The organism is Streptomyces sp. NBC_01445, from assembly GCF_035918235.1.
In the GTDB taxonomy this organism is placed as follows: Bacteria; Actinomycetota; Actinomycetes; order Streptomycetales; family Streptomycetaceae; genus Streptomyces.
In genome coordinates this window covers 5,363,524-5,383,415 of record NZ_CP109485.1, presented here as the reverse complement: position 1 = coordinate 5,383,415, position 19,892 = coordinate 5,363,524, and the positions used below count along the sequence as shown (strand labels likewise).

General features: G+C 68.4%; 20 protein-coding genes and 1 pseudogene. 10 read left to right on the top strand and 11 right to left on the bottom strand.

The window, feature by feature from the left end:
- The first annotated feature begins 153 nt into the window (after positions 1-153).
- Positions 154-1,059: a LysR family transcriptional regulator gene (locus OG574_RS24550; RefSeq protein WP_326774969.1), complete on the top strand. Its 906-nt coding sequence runs from the start codon at positions 154-156 to the stop codon at positions 1,057-1,059.
- A 115-nt stretch (positions 1,060-1,174) separates the two neighbouring features.
- Positions 1,175-1,657: an NUDIX domain-containing protein gene (locus OG574_RS24545; RefSeq protein WP_100597192.1), complete on the top strand. Its 483-nt coding sequence runs from the start codon at positions 1,175-1,177 to the stop codon at positions 1,655-1,657.
- A gap of 98 nt (positions 1,658-1,755) precedes the next feature.
- On the opposite strand, the gene OG574_RS24540 is transcribed toward OG574_RS24545, so the two are convergent.
- Both OG574_RS24540 and OG574_RS24535 read right to left on the bottom strand, forming a co-directional pair.
- A complete protein-coding gene (locus OG574_RS24540; protein WP_326774968.1) occupies positions 1,756-3,312 on the bottom strand; it encodes a globin domain-containing protein in 1,557 nt (518 codons plus the stop codon).
- 392 nt (positions 3,313-3,704) lie between these two features.
- Positions 3,705-4,106, bottom strand: a pseudogene (locus tag OG574_RS24535) (HAD hydrolase family protein).
- Between the two features lie 77 nt (positions 4,107-4,183).
- On the opposite strand from OG574_RS24535, the gene OG574_RS24530 reads away from it, so the two are divergent.
- Positions 4,184-4,717 (top strand): DUF2269 domain-containing protein, encoded by a 534-nt coding sequence (locus OG574_RS24530; RefSeq protein WP_326774967.1) that lies wholly within the window; start codon positions 4,184-4,186, stop codon positions 4,715-4,717.
- A gap of 5 nt (positions 4,718-4,722) precedes the next feature.
- Positions 4,723-5,589, top strand: a complete 867-nt coding sequence (locus tag OG574_RS24525; protein WP_326774966.1) for a GNAT family N-acetyltransferase — start codon at positions 4,723-4,725, stop codon at positions 5,587-5,589.
- Positions 5,590-5,701: 112 nt separating this feature from the next.
- On the opposite strand, the gene OG574_RS24520 is transcribed toward OG574_RS24525, so the two are convergent.
- Both OG574_RS24520 and OG574_RS24515 read right to left on the bottom strand, forming a co-directional pair.
- A complete protein-coding gene (locus tag OG574_RS24520; protein WP_326774965.1) occupies positions 5,702-6,124 on the bottom strand; it encodes a GlcG/HbpS family heme-binding protein in 423 nt (140 codons plus the stop codon).
- 93 nt (positions 6,125-6,217) lie between these two features.
- Entirely contained in the window at positions 6,218-7,432 is a 1,215-nt protein-coding gene (locus tag OG574_RS24515) for an MFS transporter (protein ID WP_326774964.1), read from the bottom strand.
- Between the two features lie 141 nt (positions 7,433-7,573).
- Between OG574_RS24515 and OG574_RS24510 the strand changes: the two genes are divergently transcribed.
- Entirely contained in the window at positions 7,574-8,032 is a 459-nt protein-coding gene (locus OG574_RS24510; protein WP_100597198.1) for a MarR family winged helix-turn-helix transcriptional regulator, read from the top strand.
- 81 nt (positions 8,033-8,113) lie between these two features.
- Positions 8,114-8,566, top strand: coding sequence for a GNAT family N-acetyltransferase (locus OG574_RS24505; RefSeq protein WP_326774963.1), 453 nt, complete (start codon positions 8,114-8,116; stop codon positions 8,564-8,566).
- Positions 8,567-8,686: 120 nt separating this feature from the next.
- On the opposite strand, the gene OG574_RS24500 is transcribed toward OG574_RS24505, so the two are convergent.
- Positions 8,687-10,072, bottom strand: a complete 1,386-nt coding sequence (locus tag OG574_RS24500; RefSeq protein ID WP_326774962.1) for a serine hydrolase domain-containing protein — start codon at positions 10,070-10,072, stop codon at positions 8,687-8,689.
- 112 nt (positions 10,073-10,184) lie between these two features.
- Complete coding sequence (gene dnaB / locus OG574_RS24495; protein ID WP_266672310.1) at positions 10,185-11,660, bottom strand: replicative DNA helicase; 1,476 nt, start codon at positions 11,658-11,660, stop codon at positions 10,185-10,187.
- Positions 11,661-12,118: 458 nt separating this feature from the next.
- Here dnaB and OG574_RS24490 point away from each other — a divergent pair, with 458 nt between their 5' ends.
- Positions 12,119-13,456: an MATE family efflux transporter gene (locus OG574_RS24490; protein ID WP_326774961.1), complete on the top strand. Its 1,338-nt coding sequence runs from the start codon at positions 12,119-12,121 to the stop codon at positions 13,454-13,456.
- A gap of 95 nt (positions 13,457-13,551) precedes the next feature.
- Here the strand turns inward: OG574_RS24490 and rplI are convergent, their stop codons facing one another.
- From rplI to rpsF, 4 genes are all read right to left on the bottom strand, one after another.
- Positions 13,552-13,998, bottom strand: a complete 447-nt coding sequence (gene rplI / locus OG574_RS24485) for a 50S ribosomal protein L9 (RefSeq protein WP_100597202.1) — start codon at positions 13,996-13,998, stop codon at positions 13,552-13,554.
- 18 nt (positions 13,999-14,016) lie between these two features.
- Positions 14,017-14,253 (bottom strand): 30S ribosomal protein S18, encoded by a 237-nt coding sequence (gene rpsR, locus OG574_RS24480; protein ID WP_003949403.1) that lies wholly within the window; start codon positions 14,251-14,253, stop codon positions 14,017-14,019.
- A 58-nt stretch (positions 14,254-14,311) separates the two neighbouring features.
- Positions 14,312-14,914 carry a single-stranded DNA-binding protein gene (locus tag OG574_RS24475; RefSeq protein WP_326774960.1) on the bottom strand — a complete coding sequence of 201 codons (603 nt, stop codon included), beginning with the start codon at positions 14,912-14,914 and terminating at the stop codon, positions 14,312-14,314.
- A gap of 75 nt (positions 14,915-14,989) precedes the next feature.
- Complete coding sequence (gene rpsF / locus OG574_RS24470) at positions 14,990-15,280, bottom strand: 30S ribosomal protein S6 (RefSeq protein WP_052578287.1); 291 nt, start codon at positions 15,278-15,280, stop codon at positions 14,990-14,992.
- A 265-nt stretch (positions 15,281-15,545) separates the two neighbouring features.
- Here rpsF and OG574_RS24465 point away from each other — a divergent pair, with 265 nt between their 5' ends.
- From OG574_RS24465 to OG574_RS24455, 3 genes are all read left to right on the top strand, one after another.
- The gene (locus OG574_RS24465) at positions 15,546-15,860 is read left to right on the top strand and encodes a hypothetical protein (RefSeq protein WP_100597204.1); all 315 of its coding nucleotides are present in this window, start codon (positions 15,546-15,548) and stop codon (positions 15,858-15,860) included.
- Between the two features lie 116 nt (positions 15,861-15,976).
- Positions 15,977-17,098 (top strand): peptidoglycan bridge formation glycyltransferase FemX, encoded by a 1,122-nt coding sequence (gene femX / locus OG574_RS24460; protein WP_326774959.1) that lies wholly within the window; start codon positions 15,977-15,979, stop codon positions 17,096-17,098.
- Positions 17,099-17,217: 119 nt separating this feature from the next.
- Positions 17,218-18,249: an alanine racemase gene (locus tag OG574_RS24455; protein WP_326774958.1), complete on the top strand. Its 1,032-nt coding sequence runs from the start codon at positions 17,218-17,220 to the stop codon at positions 18,247-18,249.
- Between the two features lie 83 nt (positions 18,250-18,332).
- On the opposite strand, the gene OG574_RS24450 is transcribed toward OG574_RS24455, so the two are convergent.
- Positions 18,333-19,844, bottom strand: coding sequence for a glycosyltransferase family 87 protein (locus OG574_RS24450; protein ID WP_326774957.1), 1,512 nt, complete (start codon positions 19,842-19,844; stop codon positions 18,333-18,335).
- Positions 19,845-19,892: the final 48 nt, after the last annotated feature.

The following is a 19,892-nucleotide window of genomic DNA, read 5'->3' as shown; positions in this document are numbered from 1 at the left end:
GTGGCTCGGACCGTCCCCGGTTCCTGCGCGCTAAGAACCGCGCGCATAAGGCTAGTTGACTCTGTGTCAGTGTCCAATCACGGTAGCGACAGAGACCTATCGACATATTTATAGTTGAGGCCGACCCGGAGGCCGAGAGGGGAGGACACCGCCATGGATCTCGCCCTGCTGCGCACGTTCGTGACCGTGCACCGTGCGGGTTCCTTCACCCGGGCCGCCGCGCTGCTCGGCCTTTCGCAGCCCGCGGTGACATCTCAGATCCGCACCCTGGAGCGGCAGTTGGGCCGCCCCCTGTTCCTGCGCCAGGCGCGTGGCGTGACCCCCACCTCCATCGGCGACGAACTCGCACACAAAGCCGCTCCGCACCTCGACGCCCTCGTGGAGATCACCGAGACCGGCATCGACGAGGAGTCGCCGGTGCGCACGCTGCACCTCGCGGGGCCTCCGGAATTCACCGCCGAGCGTGCGCTGCCCGCCCTCACCGCGCTCACCCGTGACGACGGCCAGAGCTTCGCCCTGCGCGCCTCCTTCGGCAACGCCGAGGAAGTCCTGGAGGGGCTTGGCGCCGGACATCATGATCTGGCCATCACGACGGCCCGCCCGCGCGGCGCCCTGCTCACCGCGACTGCGCTCTGCGACGAGGAGCACGTCCTCCTTGCCTCTCCGCGGTGGGCCGCCCGCATAGGGCCCGGCACCCTGCGCCGCAACGGCGCGGCCGCGCTGGAGGATCTGCCGCTGGTCGAGGCGCACGAGTCGCTGCCGTTCGTCGCCCGCTACTGGGCCGCTGTCTTCGACTCACGCCCGGCCACGTCGGGCACGGTCATCGTGCCGGATCTACGCGCGGTGCTCGCCTGCACCATCGCCGGAGCCGGGCTCTCGGTGCTGCCGCGCTACCTCTGCGCGCCGGCCCTGGAGCGCGGCGAGGTCGTGGCCCTGCTCGATCCTCCGGTGCCCCCGTTGCGGACGTACTTCCTCGTTGTGCGCACGGGAACGCTGGCCATGCCGCACATCGCGCGGGCGCACGAGTGGCTGCTGCGCACCGCCGTCGATTGGTGCTGATCCGTTCGTGCCGACCGATTCCTGGTGATCAACTAGCGCTGATCAGTTGGCGTTGGCCTGAGGCCAGGTCGGTACGGAATGTTTCACGTGGAACCGGCGGGGCCACATTTCTCCCATGACCGTCCGACCCGTGGTCAAGCGCACCGCACGCGCCGTCCTGCTCGACGGCGACGACCTGATCCTGATCAAACGGACCAAGCCCGGCCTGGATCCGTACTGGCTGACCCCTGGCGGCGGGGTCGAACCCGAGGACGAGACCGTCGTCGACGCCCTGCACCGCGAGGTGCACGAGGAGCTCGGCGCCAAGATCCTCGATGTGGTGCCCTGCTTCGTGGACACCGTCGAGCACATCGGCGAGGACGGCGGCGCCACTGGCGTGAAGGTCCAGCACTTCTTCGTCTGTCGCCTCGAGTCGATGGACCTCAGTCAGCGGCACGGCCCCGAGATCGAGGAGCCGTGCGGCGAGTACGAGATCGTGCGGGTGCCTTTCACCCGCGTCGGTATCGCCTCGGTCCATCTCGTCCCGCTGTCCCTGCGGCACTATCTGGACGGCAACATCGAGGGTGTACGGGCCATGCACGCGCCTGACCTGGGCTGACGGGGCAGGGCTGGGGCTTCAGGGCTAGAGCCACGGGCCTGGTCCGGGGACGCCTGCTGTACGCGGCTTTCGTCGGGCCCGGCACTCAGCTGCCGGCGTCAGTTGCCGGTCACGACGAGCTCCTCAACGGAGTCGTGGCGGATCCGGTCCACCGGGATCCCGATGTCCCGCAGGGCGTCGACCCCGTTGCGGATCATGCCGGGCGGGCCCGACAGATAGGCGTCGTACTCGTTCCAGGGGCCGTACTCACGTACCGCGTCGGGCAGTTGCAGATGGGCCTGCTGATCGACGATCGGGCGGACCGCCAGCCACGGGTGGGTCTGCTGGAGCCGCAGCATCGTGTCGATGTCGTACAGGTCGTGGTCGGTGCGAGCCCCGTAGAACACCTCGACCGGACGCCGCTGGCCGTGCTCGGCGACGTCCTCGACGAGGGCCTTGATGGGCGCGATCCCGGTGCCTCCGCCGAGACAGAGCAGCCCGCTGTCGGAGCTGTGGTCCACCGTCATCGAACCGGAGGGCGGGCCGAGCCGGATCACATCGCCGGGACGGGCGCGGTGCACGAGCGCGTTGGAGACCCACCCCGCAGGGACGGCCTTCACATGGAACGAGAGCAGCCCGTCGGAACGGGGCGCCGAGGCGAAGGAGTAGTGCCGCCAGATCCGCGGCCACCAAGGCGTCTCCAGGCTCGTGTACTGCCCGGCGAGAAACGGGTACGGCTGGTCGGGCCGGACCGTGACCACGGCGATGTCCGGGGTCCTCAGGTCGTGCGAGACCACCTCGCCGTACCACCACGCGGGCGCGCGCAGCTCGTCCGCTGCCGACGCGTCGATCATGACCTGGGAGATCGTCGTGTACGTGCGCACCCAGGCCGCCTCCGTCTCTTGGTCCCACGTCGTCGTCGCGTACCGGGTCAGCGCGCCGATCAGGCACTCGCCGACCGCGGGGTAGTGCTCGGGCTGCGTGCCGTACTTGCGGTGCCCACGGCCCAGGTTCTGCAGGTACGGGACGAGGACGCTCTTGTTGTCGGCGTGCTCGGCCGCCGTCAGCAGCGCCTTGAGGAGCCGGTCGCGCTGGGTGTCCATCGAGGCGGGGAACAGGGGCCGGAGTTCGGGGTGGCGCACGAAGAGCAGCGCGTAGAAGTACGAGGTGACCTTGTCGGCGTCGGGGCCGACCTCCTCCAGCGTGCGACGGATGAGCCGCGCGTCGGGGGAGGCTTCGGGAGCGGGAACGGGTCGGGGGGTGGCGTCTGCCGTGGGCTCCGGTGCCGGGGGCGCGGAGTGCGGCGGGTGCGCGGGGCTCGACCCTTGTCCTTGCTGGGCGGCGTGGGGGCGCGCGGTCGCGTCCGGGCCGGGCTGGGTAGGACGCGCGTTCCCGCTGGGGGCGGCCTGGCGAGGGCGCTGGCCAGGGGCCGACACGTACTGAGGTGCGGGTGCGGCCTCCGCCGCCGGGGCGGGGCTCTGCGAGGGCACCGTCTCCGCGTGGTCGTCCGATATTCGCTCGGGCCGGCCCACGGGCCGTATAGGCGTGACCTTGCGCCCCTCTGACGGCGTGTCCTGGTTCGTGCCCGGGCCGGTGGGCGGCGCCTTGCGCGGAGTGAACCAACCGCCCCCGCCGCCGGAACCGGAGTCGGCCGACGTAGTGGTCGGAGCGTCCATGCTGTGCCTCGCCTCGAACATCTTTCGGTCGGTCTGCGTACTCCCGCGATCGGAAGTCGCTCTTTCCCCGTTCTGCCGCGGCAGAATGCGGCGGCCCAAGTGAACCCGCATTCCGGTCCGCTACGGACAAGTAAGGGAGCAATGTGACATTGCCCGCAGTTCCTCACCGCAGCGTGCCATCCGGCGCGACCCCGCAAGCCGCATAGCGGAAATAGCAGGTCTTTGATCTCTCCGTCCCGTTAGGCTGTCTACTTGGCCTGCGTGCATGGCCCGGGCTGCGCCGAGCGCGGTAGCCTCGGACCGGAGTCGACCATACCGGCACCCACCAAACGCACAAGTCCCCCTTGCCCTGCAAGGAATTCGACAGGGGATATGCCCCGGCAATCCCTCAATTAGCGGGCGTGCCGCACCAATTCGCATGCCTCCCGCAGATCGCGGCCGGCGTACGAGTGCGTCGCCAGACCCGCGACGTGCTGATCCACATTGATCGCAACCGATACCGTCACGACGCCGAACAGCTCCCATCGGAGAACGAGTCGCCGCAGGCCATGCAAGCGGCCCGTGACACCCCGAACTTTTCACAGAGCCGGTCCGCGATCTTCACCTTCGCCGCGGTGCTGAGCAGGGCATGCACCCGCCGCGCGTACTCCGGCGGTCCGATGCGCTGCGCGCCGATCTCACGGTCCAGGGCCACCATCTCGGCCTCGAGCCCCAGTTGACGCGAGATTTCCACGGGCACCGACGTCCCGTGCAGCAGCGCTTCCGTCCAGATCGAAGAGATGCAGTCTCGCCATGTACGCCGAGGCTAGTACCCGGGGTTACTCCCTCTGTCGGACGCCCTCGAGGGGGCACTCCCGGCACGGTGTTTCACGTGAAACTTCGCCGTCCCGCTCGCCGGGCCACCCTCGTCGTCCATGTGACGTCCTCCGCTTGCTGGCTGGGGCTCACACTCGGCCTGCTCGCGCTCGCCGTCACGGCGATCACCACGGGTTCCGACCCGATGGTCGAGGCCGCCTGCCGCGCCATGAAGGTCTTCACGGACTGGCTGGTGATCCCGCTCGCTCTGCTCACTCTGCTGAGCGGCCTGCTGCTGTCACTGGGCACCCCCTGGGGCCTCGCCCGGCACCGCTGGGTCTATGCCAAGTTCTGGCTCACGCTCGCCACAACCGCCGCCTCGATCTTCGCGTTGCGTCCCGGCGTCAACGCCGCGGTCGCGACGGTCATGGCAGGTACTCCGCTGCCCCGGCCGAGCGATCTGGTAGCCGGCCCCATCGTCTCCCTGACCGCCTATCTCTTCATGACGGTGATCTCGGTGCTCAAGCCATGGGGACTGACACGACGTGGCCGAAAGCAGCATGCTGCCCGCAAAGCGGTGGACGCGGACCGGCTGCGTCAGTCAGCCTGACCTGCGTGTCGACACCTCTCCTCTCCGATCTGCCCATCCGCCGGCTCACCCCGCGCGACCTCACGGCGTGCGCCGATCTCTCCGAGGACCGCGGCTGGCCCCGCGAGGAACACAAGTGGGGCCTACTGCTCGCGGCCGGCACCGGCTACGGCATCGACGACCCCGACGGGGGCCTGGTGAGCGCCTGCGTGGTGACCGACTACGGCCCGCCGAGCCGGCCCGCGCTGTGCGCCATCGGCATGGTGCTCGTCGCCGAACGCCACGCTCGCCGCGGCATCGGCCGCCGCCTCATGCAGTACGTCGCCGAGCAGGCGGACCCCACACCGCTCACCCTGCACGCGACCCCGTACGGCCGCCCGCTCTACGAAGGGCTGGGCTTCAAGGTCACCGGGCGTGCGGAGATGGTGCGGGGACACTTCACCCCCGGTGGACCGACGCCGTCCGTGGCCACGCGCGCCGCGACCGCTGAGGATCTCTCGGCCATGCTCCACCTGGACGCAGAGGTCTTCGGCCTCGACCGCACCCACGTCCTGACCCGACTCCCGGCTTTCGCAGACCAGTTGTGCGTGGCCGAGGACGGAGGCGAACTCATCGGCTTCGCGGCCGCCTGGCCCAACATGGACACCCATGTCATCGGCCCGCTGATCGCCCGCGACACCGAGACGGCGAAGGCTCTCGTCACCTCGCTCGCCGCCGGTACGGATCGCCCCCTGCGTACCGACATCGACGTGCGCCATGAGGAACTGCTGGCGTGGATCAAGGAACGGGGGGTGGAGTCCCAGGCCTTCAACGCCGTGATGACCTACGGCGCCCCCGACCTCCCCGGCGACTGGACGCGCCGTTTCGCGCCCCTGACGGTCGCCGCGGGCTGACCTGACCGGGCAGCGCATGCGGTGAAGTCCACCCCTGAACACCGTGGGATCACGGCATCCAGGGGCGGACTTCTGTGTGGGGAGGCGCGTCGCGCTCAGGCCTCGTTGAGCATCAGACGAGCTCTGCCACGGCTGCCGTGGCGAACCCGTGGTCCTGCTCCGGTGCGCCGCCGCCGACACCGACCGCGCCGATGAGGTGACTGTCGCGGTGGACGGGGATGCCGCCCGCGATGAAGAGCAACGGCCGGTCCAAAGCGGTGGGCAGGCTGTGGAACGGACCGTCCGGCTTGACCAGCTCGACGAGGTCCGCGGTCGGCGCGTTCAGCTGGAGGGCGGTGTACGCCTTGCGGGTGCTGGTCTCGCCTGAGATCAGCACGGCCCGGTCGTCGCGCCGGAAGGCGAGCAGGTGTCCGCCGGCGTCGAGGACGGTGACGCTGACGTTCACTCCGGCGGACTCGGCCGCACGACGGGCGGCGGTCACGAGGATCTCCGCGTCCTGGATGGTCAGCGGTGCGACAGCCGTGGTGGTGCTCATGAAGGGTTTCTCCTTGCGGGGATGTGCGGTGGAACGGGTGCGGGGACGACGCTGGCCCCTGGGGTGGGGGTGAAATGAGGGTCTGAGGGCCGCTCAGCTATGAGCGGGTTCCGCCTGCCGGGCGCCTTCGGGAGTCGCGTTTGCGACGACCGGGTTCGAGGCCTTGGACTGGCGCTCAAGGCCGGAGGACACAACGGCCAGGACGAGTGCGGCGGCGGCGAGGACAGCGCCGACCCAGTTGGGGGCCGTGTAGCCGAGGCCGGCCGCGATGACGATGCCGCCGAGCCAGGCCGAGAGAGCGTTGCCGAGGTTGAAGGCGCCGATGTTGACCGCGGAGGCCAGCGTGGGGGCGCCGTGGGCCTGGTCGAGGACCCGCTTCTGCAGCGGCGGCACCGTGGCGAAACCGAGAGCGCCGATCAGCGCGATCGAGATCGCCGCCAGGACCTTGTTGTGGGCGGTCAGCGTGAACAGAGCCAGCACGACGGCCAACCCGCTCAGTGCGACGTACAGCATCGGCATGAGCTTGCGGTCGGCGAACTTGCCGCCGATCAGGTTGCCGGCGACCATGCCGAGGCCGAACAGGACGAGGAGCCAGGTCACCGACGTGTCGGCGTAACCGGCGACGTTCGTCATCATCGGTGCGATGTAAGTGATGGCGGCGAAGACTCCTCCGAACCCGAGCACGGTCATGGCCATCGCCAGCAGGACCTGGACGTTCTTGAAGGCGGCGAGTTCGTGCCGCAGGTGGACGCCTTCGGCCTTGGGCATGTCGGGGACGAGCTTGGCGATGCCGAGCAGTCCGACGACTCCGAGCGCCGCAACGGCCACGAAGGTGACGCGCCAGCCGACGCTCTGGCCGATGAGCGTGCCCAGGGGCACGCCGACGACGTTGGCGACGGTCAGGCCGGTGAACATCATGGCGATGGCTCCGGCCTTCTTCTCGGGGGCGACCAGCTCGGCCGCGACAACTGCGCCGATTCCGAAGAAGGCGCCGTGCGCGAGTGAGGCGACCACGCGGCCGATCACCATGACGAGGAAGACAGGCGCCACCGCGGAGAGCACGTTGCCCAGGATGAACAGGCCCATCAAGAGCAGCAGCATCCGCTTGCGCGAGATGCGGGTGCCCAGAATCGTCATGAGGGGGGCACCGAACATGACGCCGAGGGCGTAGCCGGTGACCAGAAATCCGGCCGTGGGGATGGAGACGCCGAAGTCACCCGCGACCTCGGGGAGCAGCCCCATGATCACGAATTCCGTGGTTCCGATCCCGAAGGCCCCGATCGCGAGAGCCAGAAGCGCGAGAGGCATAGGGTTCACCTTCCCAGACTGTTGCAGATGCGCTTTGCGTGCGTTCACAATACTTGCAGACGCGCATTACTTGCAAGCGCCGACAATTTCACGTGTGGACTATCCTGGGTTCAGCCGCTTCGGGACGGAGGAACTAGAGCCATGACCGCCACAGACCCCGCACTCATCGCCCTGGCCCAGGGCTGGTGCGCCCTCTCCCTGCTCCACGGGAAGATCGAGACCCACATCGAGCGCGCCCTGCAGGCCAAGCACGACCTGAGCGTGCGGGAGTACTCGCTGCTCGATGTCCTCAGCCGCCAGCACGACGGTGAAGGCGGTCACCTGCAGATGAAGCAGGTCGCGGACGCCGTTGTCCTCAGCCAGAGCGCCACCACGCGCCTGGTGACGCGTCTGGAGGACCGCGGTCTGCTCGCCCGCTACCTCTGCCCCACCGACCGTCGCGGCATCTACACGGACGTGAGCGAGACGGGGCTGGCTCTGCTCGCCGATGCGCGGCCCACCAATGACACCGCCCTGCGCGAGGCACTCGACGAGGCGGCCAGGAACCCCGAACTCGCCCCGCTGGTCCGCGCGGTGGAAGCCGTACGCGTCCCCGCCTGAGCCGTCACCTCGAAAGGCCGGGGGACGCCCGGCGCCGGGCGGTCAAGGACTGACGACACCATGGCCGCGTAGGCTGCGGCCATGGGAGATCTTGAGATACGGCCTGCCGTGGCCGCCGACATCCCGGCCATCGTGGAGATGCTGGCGGACGACCCCCTGGGCGCCCGCCGCGAGTCCCCGGACGACCTCACGCCATACCTGGAGGCGCACGCGCGCATCGCCGGGGACCCCAACCAGCACCTGACCGTCGCCGTGCGCGAGGGGCGCACTGTCGGCACCCTTCAGCTCACCGTCATCCCCGGGCTCTCCCGGAAGGGCTCCACGCGCTCGATCATCGAGGGCGTCCGCATCCACGCGGACGAGCGTGGCAGCGGGCTCGGCACGTTGCTCATCGAGTGGGCCGTGGATGAATCCCGCCGTCAGAACTGCCAGTTGGTGCAGCTGACCTCCGACGCCACCCGGAGCGACGCCCATCGCTTCTACGAGCGACTGGGTTTCGAAGCCTCACATGTGGGCTTCAAGCTCCAGCTCTGACAACACCGAGGGGCCGGGTGGTCGTCTGTTTCACGTGAAACAGACGACCACCCGGCCCTTTCAGCATCCCGACCAGGAACCAGGCCGGACGGGAGCGATCCTGACTGGGAACAAGACCGGCTAGGACCGGGGAAGCCCTCGCCAGCCCTCCGGGTCCACGCCGCCGGGAACCGGTGCCCCCTTCTCGTACGGCTCACGCGTGAAGACGAACGATCCGAGATCGAGATGGCTCACCGACCCGCCGGTCCGGCGCTCGACGCGCAAGAGTTCCCCCGCGTAGTAGCCGTCCAGCCCGGTCCAGGTGCCGTCGCCGTTCGGGCGGAATCGCGAGTCCCGCGCCCCACCCGTCAGCGGTCCGAGCGAGACTCCCCCGTCGGCCGTCAGCCGCAGCACCGTGCTCTGCGTACCCCAGTACCAGGGCCCGGCGAGCTCCAGCACCGTTGCATCGACGTCCGGCAGGGGCCGCCACGGCTCGGGGATGCGCGGCTCGGCCTCGGCGACGATACGGAGAAGGTCCGTGCTGACCGTCGATGCGGGCACGCCCGACGTGCAGTTGGCGAGCGTGACCGCGGCCAGACCGTCCTCCTCGCTCAGCCACAGACCCGCCACAAACCCGGGCAGCGAACCACCGTGTCCGGCCAGCACCCGGCCATCCCGCCGTACCAGCTGAAGACCGAGGCCGTACGAGGAGTCCCAGTCCCCCGACAGCGTGGGCGCGGCGGGCGTGCGCATCTCGCGTACGGACTGCGATCTCAGAACCCGGTCGTCGCCCTCCATCAGGAACACGGCGAACCGCCCCAAGTCCGCTGCCGTCGACCAGAGTTGCCCGGCAGGAGCCATCAGACCCAGATCCTCCGCGGGCTCCGGCATCATCACATCGGCCCAGGGATGCACGGCCCAGCCACCGGCATGCGGGGCCTGCGGCTGCCCACTCGTCCGGTCCAGACCGAGCGGCTCCAGGACCTCACGACGCAGGACGTCCTCCCACGGAGCACCGCGCAACGCCTCGACCAGCGAACCCAGCAACGTGTAGCCGGGGTTGGAGTAGTGATGCTGTTTGCCGACCGGATGCCTGAACGGCTTCTCGCCCAGCACATCGGCGAGCTCGGGACGCAGCGAGGACGACGAACGCTCCCACCAAGGACCAGGAGTCTCGGCCGCCAACCCACTGGTGTGCGCCAGAAGTTCGGCGATGGTGACCTGGCCGGCGCCGGTGCCCGGCAGATGCTTCTCCAACGGGTCCCCGAGGTCGAGCACTCCCTCGTCCCGCAGCCTCAGCACCAGCACGGCTGTGAACGTCTTGGTGATCGAGCCGATCCGGTACTGCACGTGCTCGTCCGGAGCATGCCCGTCCACACAGGTGCGCCCGCCGCTCCACACCAGCTCACCGTCGCGAACGACCGCGGCCACCAGCGAAGGGGAACGGCCTTCCGCCTGCGCGGTGGCAATGTGGCGCAAGAGGGCTCGGCGCGTCGTGGGCAGCAGCTCTTCAGGGGATGACGTCATGCCCCAAGTCCACCCTGCCGGCCGCCAGGCGTCGACCGCTTTTAGGCCGACAGCTCCAGGTCGCACGTCCATGCCGTGCGGTTGCGGTCGTGCGGGAGCGGGTCGTACGGGATCAGGTCTGCGCCATGTCCACGAAGCGCGAGTAGTGACCCTGGAAGGCGACCGTGATCGTTGCCGTCGGACCGTTACGGTGCTTGCCCACGATGATGTCCGCCTCGCCGGCGCGGGGTGACTCCTTCTCGTAGGCGTCCTCACGGTGCAGCAGGATCACCATGTCCGCGTCCTGCTCGATCGAGCCGGATTCACGCAGGTCGGACACCATCGGCTTCTTGTCCGTGCGCTGCTCGGGGCCACGGTTCAGCTGGGAGAGCGCGATGACCGGCACTTCCAGCTCCTTGGCCAGCAGCTTCAGGTTTCGCGACATGTCCGAGACCTCCTGCTGACGGCTCTCGGAGCGCTTCGAACCACCGGCCTGCATCAGCTGCAGATAGTCGATGATCACGAGCTTGATGTCATTGCGCTGCTTGAGGCGACGGCACTTCGCGCGGATCTCCATCATCGACAGGTTCGGCGAGTCGTCGATGTAGAGCGGCGCCGCCGAGACCTCGGGCATCCGGCGCGCGAGCCGGGTCCAGTCCTCGTCCGTCATGGTGCCGGAGCGCATGTGGTGCAGCGCGACCCGCGCCTCCGCGGACAGCAGACGCATCGCGATCTCGTTCCGGCCCATTTCCAGGGAGAAGATGACGCTGGGCAGGTTGTGCTTGATCGACGCGGCCCGGGCGAAGTCGAGCGCCAACGTGGACTTACCCATGGCGGGACGGGCAGCGATGACGATCATCTGGCCGGGGTGCAGGCCGTTCGTCAGGGAGTCGAAGTCGGTGAACCCGGTGGGCACACCGGTCATCTCGCCGCTGCGGGAGCCGATCGCCTCGATCTCGTCGAGCGCGCCCTCCATGATGTCGCCGAGCGGGAGGTAGTCCTCGCTGGTGCGCTGCTCGGTGACCGCGTAGATCTCGGCCTGCGCACTGTTCACGATCTCGTCGACGTCGCCGTCGGCCGCGTATCCCATCTGCGTGATGCGCGTGCCCGCCTCGACGAGCCTGCGCAGGACCGCACGCTCATGGACGATCTCGGCGTAGTACTCGGCGTTCGCCGCCGTCGGAACCGTCTGGACGAGGGTGTGCAGATACGATGCGCCACCGACCTTGGTGATCTCGCCACGCTTGGTGAGCTCGGCCGCGACCGTGATCGGGTCGGCCGGCTCGCCCTTCGCATACAGGTCGAGAACCGCGGTGAAGATCGTTTCGTGCGCGGGGCGGTAGAAGTCGTGGCCCTTGATCACCTCGACGACGTCGGCGATGGCGTCCTTCGACAGGAGCATGCCGCCGAGGACGGACTGCTCGGCATCGAGGTCCTGGGGCGGTACTCGCTCGAAGGACGGAGCTCCGTCGTCCCAGCCGCCGTCGCCACCGCGGTCGTGCTGCTCCTCGCGCCCCCGCCCGCCACTGCCACGCTGGCGGGAGGCAGGCAGACGGTCACTGGGACCGCTGTCGGCCCAGGGGTCGTCCAAAGGCTCGGAGATACTCACCGGGCCACCTCCTCCAGTCCGCCGGGCGGACCTCGCCGTGCCCTCTTTCTTACGGCACGACACTGACAAATATGGGGACCCGACTCCGGTTCTGAGGCGTCGGTTCATGACGTTTCCGAGGCCTGAAATCGTGGCGGGCGCCGCACCACGGTAGGCCCCTCGGCACCTTCAGCCAATCTGGTTATCCACAGGCGGTGTGGATGAAGGGCCTCTCGCTGTGGAGAACTCCGCAAAACCTGTGCACGACACGGTGGACAGCCCTGTGAACAAGCCCTCAAGAGACGTGCAGAAACGTGCCTGACCTGCGACGTTCCCGTCCACCGGCTGTGCAGGAAAAATACTTTCCCGGTCAGCCCAAGATCGCTGTAAACGGTGCGTGACGCCACGCCCGAGAGGCACAGAAGTAAGGACTCAAAGGCGGTTGCATCTCTTACCTGTGGAAGATTACATTGGTGCTCATGACACAGGCTCCCGCGGCGACCAAGACCGCCCGGCGTCGGCATGACCGCGAGATCGTCGCGCTGGCCGTCCCCGCCTTCGGCGCGCTCGTCGCCGAGCCTCTTTTCGTGATGGCCGACAGCGCCATCGTCGGCCATCTGGGCACCTCCCAGCTGGCCGGCCTCGCTGTCGCCTCGTCGCTCCTGATGACCGCCGTCAGCGTCTTCGTCTTTCTGGCCTACGCGACCACGGCCGCGGTGGCCCGCCGCGTCGGCGCCGGAGATCTGCAGTCCGCGATCCGTCAGGGCATGGACGGGATCTGGCTCGCCCTCCTGCTCGGCGCCGCGGTCATCGCCATTGTCCTTCCCACCGCTCCCGCGCTCGTCGAGCTCTTCGGCGCCTCGCACACCGCGGCGCCCTACGCGATCACCTATCTGCGGATCTCCTCGCTCGGCATCCCCGCGATGCTCGTCGTCCTCGCCGCGACAGGAGTCCTGCGTGGCCTCCAAGACACCAAGACCCCGCTCTATGTCGCGGTCGGAGGCTTCGTCGCCAACGGCGCGCTCAACGCGGGGCTCGTCTACGGCGCCGGCCTGGGCATCGCAGGATCCGCCTGGGGCACCGTCATCGCCCAGGTCGCCATGGCCGCCGTCTACCTTTTCGTCGTCGTACGCGGGGCCCGTCGTCACGGCGCTTCCCTGCGTCCCGACGCCGCCGGGATACGAGCCTGCGTCCAGGCAGGCGTGCCGCTGCTCGTCCGCACCCTCTCGCTGCGCGCCATCCTCATGATCGCCACCGCTGTTGCGGCCCGGCTCGGCGACGCGGACATCGCCGCGCACCAGATCATCATCTCCCTGTGGAGCCTGCTGGCCTTCGCCCTCGACGCCATCGCCATCGCGGGCCAAGCCATCATCGGGCGCTACCTCGGAGCGGACGACGCCCAGGGCGCACGGGATGCCTGCCGCCGCATGGTGCAGTGGGGCATCGCCGCGGGAGTCGTCCTCGGACTCCTGGTGATCGTCTCCCGACCGCTCTTCATTCCACTGTTCACGAATGATCAGGTGGTGCAGAACGTGGCACTGCCCGCTCTCCTGATGGTCGCGCTGTCCCAGCCCATCTGCGGCATCGTCTTCGTTCTCGACGGGGTCCTGATGGGAGCGGGAGACGGTCCGTATCTCGCCTGGGCGATGCTCGTGACCCTGGCGGTCTTCACGCCGGTTGCCCTGCTGGTGCCGGCCTTCGGCGGAGGGCTCACCGCGCTGTGGGGCGCGATGACTTTGATGATGACCGTGCGGATGGTGACCCTGTGGCTGCGCTCGCGCTCGGGCCGTTGGATCGTCACGGGCGCCACGCGCTGACCCGGTTTCACGTGAAACGGTGACCGTGAAACGCGTTGGGCCGCACCCCGAGGGGTGCGGCCCAACGTTTGCTTCAGCTCTGCCAAGCGCAGTGCTTAGGCGGAGACGACCTCGACGCTGACCTTGGCGGCAACCTCGGGGTGCAGACGCACGGACGTCTCGTGGGCGCCCAGCGTCTTGATCGGCGAGCCCAGCTCGACGCGGCGCTTGTCGATCTTCGGACCACCGGCAGCCTCGATCGCCGAAGCGACGTCGGCCGGGGTGACGGAACCGAAGAGACGACCGGCGTCGCCGGAGCGGACGGCCAGGCGGACCTTGACACCCTCGAGGCGGGCCTTGATCTCGTTGGCCTGCTCGATGGTCGCGATCTCGTGGATCTTGCGGGCGCGGCGGATCTGCGCCACGTCCTGCTCGCCACCCTTGGTCCAGCGGATCGCGAAACCACGCGGGACCAGGTAGTTGCGGGCGTACCCGTCCTTGACGTCGACGACGTCACCGGCGGTGCCGAGGCCAGAGACCTCGTGGGTCAGGATGATCTTCATTCTTCAGTCACCCTTTCCTTATCGCGCGGTGGACGTGTAGGGCAGCAGCGCCATCTCACGGCTGTTCTTCACGGCCGTGGCGACGTCACGCTGGTGCTGCGTGCAGTTGCCGGTCACGCGGCGGGCACGGATCTTGCCGCGGTCGGAAATGAACTTCCGCAGCATGTTCGTGTCCTTGTAGTCCACGTACGTGACCTTGTCCTTGCAGAAAGCGCAGACCTTCTTCTTAGGCTTGCGCACAGGCGGCTTCGCCATGGTGTTTCTCCTGTGTGATCAAGAAGTGTGGGTACGGCCCACCTCTTGGCCCTGAGGCCTAGAAGGGGGGCTCGTCCGAGTAGCCGCCGCCGGAGGAGGAACCGCCGGAGCTTCCGCCCCAGCCGCCTCCGCCGCCCTGCTGGCCGCCGCCGGCCGGCGCACCGGTCGCCCAGGGGTCGTCGGCGGGAGCACCGCCGCCGCCACCCTGCTGCTGACCGCCACCGGAGCCACCGCCCCAGTTGCCGCCGCCCTGCTGGCCGCCGCCACCGCCGCCGTATCCGCCCTGGCCACCGCGACCGGTGGTCTTGGTGACCTTGGCCGTGGCGTTCTTCAGGCTGGCGCCGACTTCCTCGACGTCCAGCTCGTAGACCGTGCGCTTGACGCCCTCACGGTCCTCGTAGGACCGCTGCTTCAGCCGGCCCTGCACGATGACGCGCATGCCTCGCTGGAGCGACTCCGCGACGTTCTCCGCCGCCTGACGCCAGACCGAGCAGGTGAGGAACAGGCCTTCGCCGTCCTTCCACTCATTGGTCTGCTTGTCGAAGATGCGGGGAGTGGACGCGACACGGAACTTCGCGACCGCCGCACCGGAAGGGGTGAAGCGCAGCTCGGGGTCGTCGACAAGATTGCCTACGACCGTGATGACGGTCTCGCCTGCCATGGGGGAACCTCTCGGCGGGTTTGCTGCTGGCTGCTTGCTGCTACTCGAAACCCGAGTGCCGCTGAGCTAGGAAGCTCAGTGGGTCTCGGGACGGAGGACCTTGGTCCGGAGGACCGACTCGTTCAGGTTCATCTGGCGGTCGAGCTCCTTGACGACCGCAGGCTCGGCCTGCAGGTCGATGACCGAGTAGATGCCCTCGGGCTTCTTCTTGATCTCGTACGAGAGACGACGACGGCCCCAGGTGTCGACCTTCTCAACCTTTCCGTTGGCCTCGCGGACAACGGAGAGGAAGTTCTCGATCAGCGGGGAGACAGCGCGCTCCTCGAGATCGGGGTCGAGGATGACCATCACTTCGTAGTGACGCATGTGGAACCCACCTCCTTTGGACTCAGCGGCCACGGTCGTTCCGTGGCAGGAGGGTCGTGATGCGTACGCAACGGTATCGGCGACCACTGACAATCGGGCCCCGCTGGCGGGGATCCCTGGTCAGGGCGTGAGCAGACACCGGTGCAGACGGTACAGACTACCCGCACCACGGCTTCCGGTTGAAATCCGACCGCGAGAGGGCACAATCTGTACACATCGGGTGTGTATGGCGCTACGATGCGCCGCCTTCCGCAGGAGGTGCCACATGGCACAGGCAATGCGACCCAACACCGCGACATCCCTCCTCGCCACGGACGGGAAGCCCCATCCCCTCCAGGACTCGCTGGTCGCGGTGGCAATGGTTCTCGGGGCGATCGCCATCATCTCTTCGCTCTTCAGCAGCCTCCACCTGCTCAGCTCCTGGGCGGGGCTGATCGGCGTCCTGACCGCCGCATACGGCCAGTTCATCTCGGTGACGACGCGTGAGCGCTTCGGTCTCATCCTGGGCCTCGGCGCCTCCGCGATCGGCCTCTTCATCGGCATGGCCCACGGGGGTCTGTTCGGCGGTGTCATCGGCTGACGGCCCGCGAAGCTCCCATAGGCCCATTCGGGGCGCTCCCAGGGCGCAGTAGGCTTCGGCGCGAGAGCCGGAGCCCTTGTACCCATGGGGACACACCAGCCCGAGGAGCGCCCCGAATGAGCCTGACCCTGAGGACCATCAGCCGAGAGCAGCATCTGGCATACATCCAGAGCCTGCCCTCGGCTAGCCACATGCAGGTCCCGGCATGGGCTGATGTGAAGGCGGAGTGGCGCTCCGAGAGCCTGGGATGGTTCGACGAGCGAAACGGCGAGATGGTCGGCGCGGGCCTGGTCCTGTACCGGCAGCTGCCCAAGATCAAGCGCTATCTCGCCTATCTCCCCGAGGGCCCGGTCATCAACTGGTTCGCTCCGAACCTCGACGACTGGATGCGTCCGATGCTGGCGCACCTCAAGCAGCAGGGCGCCTTCTCCGTGAAGATGGGCCCGCCGGTGATCATCCGGCGCTGGGAGGCCACATCGATCAAGAAGGGCATCCAGGACCCGGACGTCAAGCGCCTGCGCGACATCGAGGCCGACTTCATCGAGCCGCGCGCCTTCGAGGTCGCCGACAAGCTGCGCCGCATGGGCTGGCAGCAGGGCGAGGACGGCGGCGCCGGCTTCGGCGACGTACAGCCCCGCTACGTCTTCCAGGTGCCGCTGGCCAACCGCTCCCTCGAGGACGTGCACAAGGCCTTCAACCAGCTGTGGCGCCGCAACATCAAGAAGGCCGAGAAGGCCGGCGTCGAGGTCGTCCAGGGCGGCTACCAGGACCTCGCCGAGTGGCAGCGTCTCTACGAGATCACGGCTGTGCGCGACCACTTCCGGCCGCGCCCGCTGTCGTACTTCCAGCGCATGTGGACGGCCCTCAACAGTGAGGACCCCAACCGCATGCGGCTGTACTTCGCCCGCCACAACGGGGTGAACCTGTCGGCGGCGACGATGCTGGTGGTCGGGGGGCACGTCTGGTACTCCTACGGAGCTTCCGACAACATCGGCCGTGAGGTCAGGCCCTCGAACGCGATGCAGTGGCGGATGCTCCGTGACGCCTACGCGCTCGGCGCGACGGCCTACGACCTGCGCGGCATCAGCGACTCGCTCGACGAATCGGACCACCTCTTCGGTCTGATCCAGTTCAAGGTGGGCACCGGTGGGCAGGCTGCCGAGTACCTCGGCGAGTGGGACTTCCCGCTCAACAAGCTGCTGCACAAGGCCCTCGACATCTACATGTCGCGGCGCTGAGCCCCTCCCGGTCCGCCCGGCCCACACGGCCCGGGCGGACCCTGCACAATTCACGTAGCTCCAAAGCTTCTTCATACCTCTGATACACCGCAGCCACGAGAAAGGTTCCGGGACCGGCCATGGCGCTCACGCTCTACGTCGACACCGCGCGCTGGCGGGCACACCACAAGCACGTGCTCGAGCAGTTTCCGGGGATAGTCCCCGTCTGCAAGGGCAACGGCTACGGCTTCGGCCATGAACGGCTCGCGGACGAGGCCACCCGCTTCGGCTCGGACGTCCTCGCCGTCGGCACGACCTACGAAGCCGCCCGGATCAAGGACTGGTTCAGCGGTGACCTGCTGGTCCTGACCCCGTTCCGGCGGGGCGAAGAGCCCGTGCCGCTGCCCGACCGTGTGATCCGCTCCGTCTCCTCCGTCGACGGCGTGCACGGCCTCGTCGGCGCCCGTGTCGTCGTCGAGGTGATGTCCTCGATGAAGCGGCACGGCGTGAGCGAGCAGGAACTGCCCCAGCTCCACTCCGCCATAGAGGACGTCCGGCTCGAGGGCTTCGCGATCCACCTGCCCCTGGACCGCACCGACGGCTCCGACGCCGTCGAGGAGGTCATCGGCTGGATGGACCGTCTGCGCGCGGCCAGGCTGCCGCTGCACACGATGTTCGTCAGCCATCTCAAGGCCCAGGAACTCGCCCGCCTTCAGCAGCAGTTCCCGCAGACCCGGTTCCGGGCGCGCATCGGAACGCGGCTCTGGCTGGGCGACCACGACGCTACCGAGTACCGCGGCGCGATCCTGGACGTGACCCGCGTCGCCAAGGGTGACCGCTTCGGTTACCGCCAGCAGAAGGTCGCCTCGGACGGCTGGCTCGTGGTCGTCGCCGGCGGTACGTCGCACGGCGTGGGCCTGGAGGCTCCCAAGGCGCTGCACGGCGTCATGCCGCGCGCCAAGGGCGTCGCCCGCGCGGGCCTCGCGACCGTCAACCGGAACCTGTCGCCGTTCGTCTGGGGCGGTAAGCAGCGCTGGTTCGCGGAGCCCCCGCACATGCAGGTCTCGATCCTCTTCGTGCCGTCCGACGCCCCCGAACCCCGGGTGGGCGAGGAGCTGGTGGCCCATCTGCGGCACACCACCACGCAGTTCGACCGGATCCTCGACCGCTGACCCAGGCTTGAACAGGCCGGGTCGCACGGACAAACGGAAGGGCCGGACACCATCACGGTGTCCGGCCCTTTCCATGCGTTCGCTCAGAGCGAACGCTCTTCGTCCTTGCCCCAGCCCCAACTCACTTGTGGCCGCTCCTCGCTGTGCACCGCGTGCCGTGGGGGATGGGCGGCGTATCCGAGCACGAACACGTCCGGCGCTCCGTCCAGGACACCGCCCGACGGGTCGTCGTCCCCGGAGCGTCTGACCACATCCCGTTCCGGCATCAGGATGTCGCGCACGATCACCGCGCACAGATAGAGCGTGCCCAGCAGGTGGATGAGAATGACGAGGTGGTAGCCGTCCGTGGGCAGCCCCCGGTGCTTGTCACCGCTCGTGGTGTACGCGAGGTACATCCAGATCCCTAGGAAGTACGCGACCTCGCACGCCTGCCAGATCAGCAAATCCCGCCAGCGCGGCCGGGCGAGGGCCGCGAAGGGGATCAGCCACAGGACGTACTGCGGCGAGTAGACCTTGTTGGTGAGGATGAAGGCGGCAATGACCAGGAAGGCGAGCTGTGCGAGGCGGGGCCGGCGTGGCGCCGTCAGGGCGAGCGCGGTGATACCCAGACAGGCCAGGACCATCAGCACCATCGCGTAGGTGTTGGCGTCGTCGGGGCTGATCTGCGCGTCCCACCGCTGCTGGATGATGAGCCAGATGGACCCGAAGTCGACGCCGCGCTCCTGGCTGAAGCGGTAGAACTTCGACCAGCCCTCGGGGGCGAGCAGCATCACCGGCAGGTTCACGACGAGCCACGCGCCCACCGAGCCGGCCAGGGCCTTCCCGAAGTCGCGCCAGCGTCCGGCGCGCCAGCAGAGCAACAGCAGCGGGCCGAGCACCAGGAACGGATAGAACTTCGCGGCCGTGGCCAGGCCCAGCAGGACACCGAAGGCGACCGACCGGCCCCGCGACCACATCAGCATCGCGGCCGCCGTGAGGGCCACGGCGAGCAGATCCCAGTTGATGGTGGAGGTCAGCGCGAACGCGGGCGCGAGGGCGACCAGGAGGCCGTCCCAGGGGCGTCGCCGGTGGGTGCGGGTCACGCAGATGGCGATCACCACCGCGCAGATCATCAGCATCCCGGCGTTGACCATCCAGTAGACCTTCTCCAGGTGCTGGATGGAACCGCCGCCCAGGGTCAGCCAGGACGCGACCTCCATGAACACACCGGTCAGCACCGGATACTCGAGGTAGTCCATGTCGCCGGGCAGCTTGTCGAAGTACGGCACCAGGCCGTCGGCGAAGCCCCGCCCCTGATAGAGGTGCGGGATGTCCGAGTAGCAGGCGTGCGTGTACTGCGAGCTGGCACCGAAGAACCACGCGCCGTCGTAGCAGGGCAACTTCTGCACCATGCCCAGCGCGAACATGCCGATCATCACCAGCGCGATGACGCGTACAGGGGTCCACCAGGAGCTCCCGAGCAGCGCCCATCGTCCGATGGGTCCGCCGATCAGCTCGCTCCCCGCTGCGGCGACCTCGTCCTCCTTGGTCGGCCGTACCGGGTCCGGCTGTTGCACATGGGTGCGCGTCGTCTCTGCACTGGGCATGCCGCACATCCTGCCGTACGCGCCTGAGAACGGGGCGAGGGCCGCCGCACCTGATCG

What these genes read in the sequence shown, in the direction of transcription:
- OG574_RS24550 (WP_326774969.1), top strand. Translation starts at nt 154, where the DNA reads ATGGATCTCGCCCTGCTGCGCACGTTCGTGACCGTGCACCGTGCGGGT.
- OG574_RS24545 (WP_100597192.1), top strand. Translation starts at nt 1,175, where the DNA reads ATGACCGTCCGACCCGTGGTCAAGCGCACCGCACGCGCCGTCCTGCTC.
- OG574_RS24540 (WP_326774968.1), bottom strand. Translation starts at nt 3,312, where the DNA reads ATGGACGCTCCGACCACTACGTCGGCCGACTCCGGTTCCGGCGGCGGG.
- OG574_RS24520 (WP_326774965.1), bottom strand. Translation starts at nt 6,124, where the DNA reads ATGAGCACCACCACGGCTGTCGCACCGCTGACCATCCAGGACGCGGAG.
- OG574_RS24515 (WP_326774964.1), bottom strand. Translation starts at nt 7,432, where the DNA reads ATGCCTCTCGCGCTTCTGGCTCTCGCGATCGGGGCCTTCGGGATCGGA.
- OG574_RS24510 (WP_100597198.1), top strand. Translation starts at nt 7,574, where the DNA reads ATGACCGCCACAGACCCCGCACTCATCGCCCTGGCCCAGGGCTGGTGC.
- OG574_RS24505 (WP_326774963.1), top strand. Translation starts at nt 8,114, where the DNA reads ATGGGAGATCTTGAGATACGGCCTGCCGTGGCCGCCGACATCCCGGCC.
- OG574_RS24500 (WP_326774962.1), bottom strand. Translation starts at nt 10,072, where the DNA reads ATGACGTCATCCCCTGAAGAGCTGCTGCCCACGACGCGCCGAGCCCTC.
- OG574_RS24490 (WP_326774961.1), top strand. Translation starts at nt 12,119, where the DNA reads ATGACACAGGCTCCCGCGGCGACCAAGACCGCCCGGCGTCGGCATGAC.
- rplI (WP_100597202.1), bottom strand. Translation starts at nt 13,998, where the DNA reads ATGAAGATCATCCTGACCCACGAGGTCTCTGGCCTCGGCACCGCCGGT.
- rpsR (WP_003949403.1), bottom strand. Translation starts at nt 14,253, where the DNA reads ATGGCGAAGCCGCCTGTGCGCAAGCCTAAGAAGAAGGTCTGCGCTTTC.
- OG574_RS24475 (WP_326774960.1), bottom strand. Translation starts at nt 14,914, where the DNA reads ATGGCAGGCGAGACCGTCATCACGGTCGTAGGCAATCTTGTCGACGAC.
- rpsF (WP_052578287.1), bottom strand. Translation starts at nt 15,280, where the DNA reads ATGCGTCACTACGAAGTGATGGTCATCCTCGACCCCGATCTCGAGGAG.
- OG574_RS24465 (WP_100597204.1), top strand. Translation starts at nt 15,546, where the DNA reads ATGGCACAGGCAATGCGACCCAACACCGCGACATCCCTCCTCGCCACG.
- femX (WP_326774959.1), top strand. Translation starts at nt 15,977, where the DNA reads ATGAGCCTGACCCTGAGGACCATCAGCCGAGAGCAGCATCTGGCATAC.
- OG574_RS24455 (WP_326774958.1), top strand. Translation starts at nt 17,218, where the DNA reads ATGGCGCTCACGCTCTACGTCGACACCGCGCGCTGGCGGGCACACCAC.
- OG574_RS24450 (WP_326774957.1), bottom strand. Translation starts at nt 19,844, where the DNA reads ATGTGCGGCATGCCCAGTGCAGAGACGACGCGCACCCATGTGCAACAG.